A 355-nucleotide genomic window follows, 5' to 3' on the forward strand; every position below is an offset into this window, starting at 1 on the left:
GCTCAATCACAAGAAAAGCTACCGGCTGTGTCAGGCGCTGGATATCCTGCAGCCGCAGCGTCACAAGCGTTTTAAGCATCCTCGGAAGCTGCCGGAGAACCAGGTCATTACAGGGGCGGGTCAGCTCTGGCAGATGGACATTAAGTACGGTTACGTGGCGGGCCAGGGCAGGCATTTCTTTGTCCTGAGCATTATCGATGTGTTTACCCGTGTCATCGTCGGCTACCACCGCGGATCGTCGTGTGAGGCCAAGCACGCCTGCCAGACGCTGGGACGTGCCATGGAGCAACACTGCGCCCCTGACAGCGCACGCCCGGTGATCCGCACCGACAACGGCCCACAGTTCGTCAGCCAT

Annotated in this window: 1 protein-coding gene; it reads left to right on the forward strand. The window is 59.7% G+C overall.

The window, feature by feature from the left end; all coding sequences use genetic code 11:
• A partial coding sequence (locus C173_RS11365; protein WP_036724872.1) for an IS3 family transposase occupies positions 1-355 on the forward strand: 355 nt, incomplete at both ends.

This window comes from Paenibacillus sp. FSL R7-277, from assembly GCF_000517965.1.
Taxonomy (GTDB): Bacteria; Bacillota; Bacilli; order Paenibacillales; family Paenibacillaceae; genus Paenibacillus_AQ; species Paenibacillus_AQ silagei.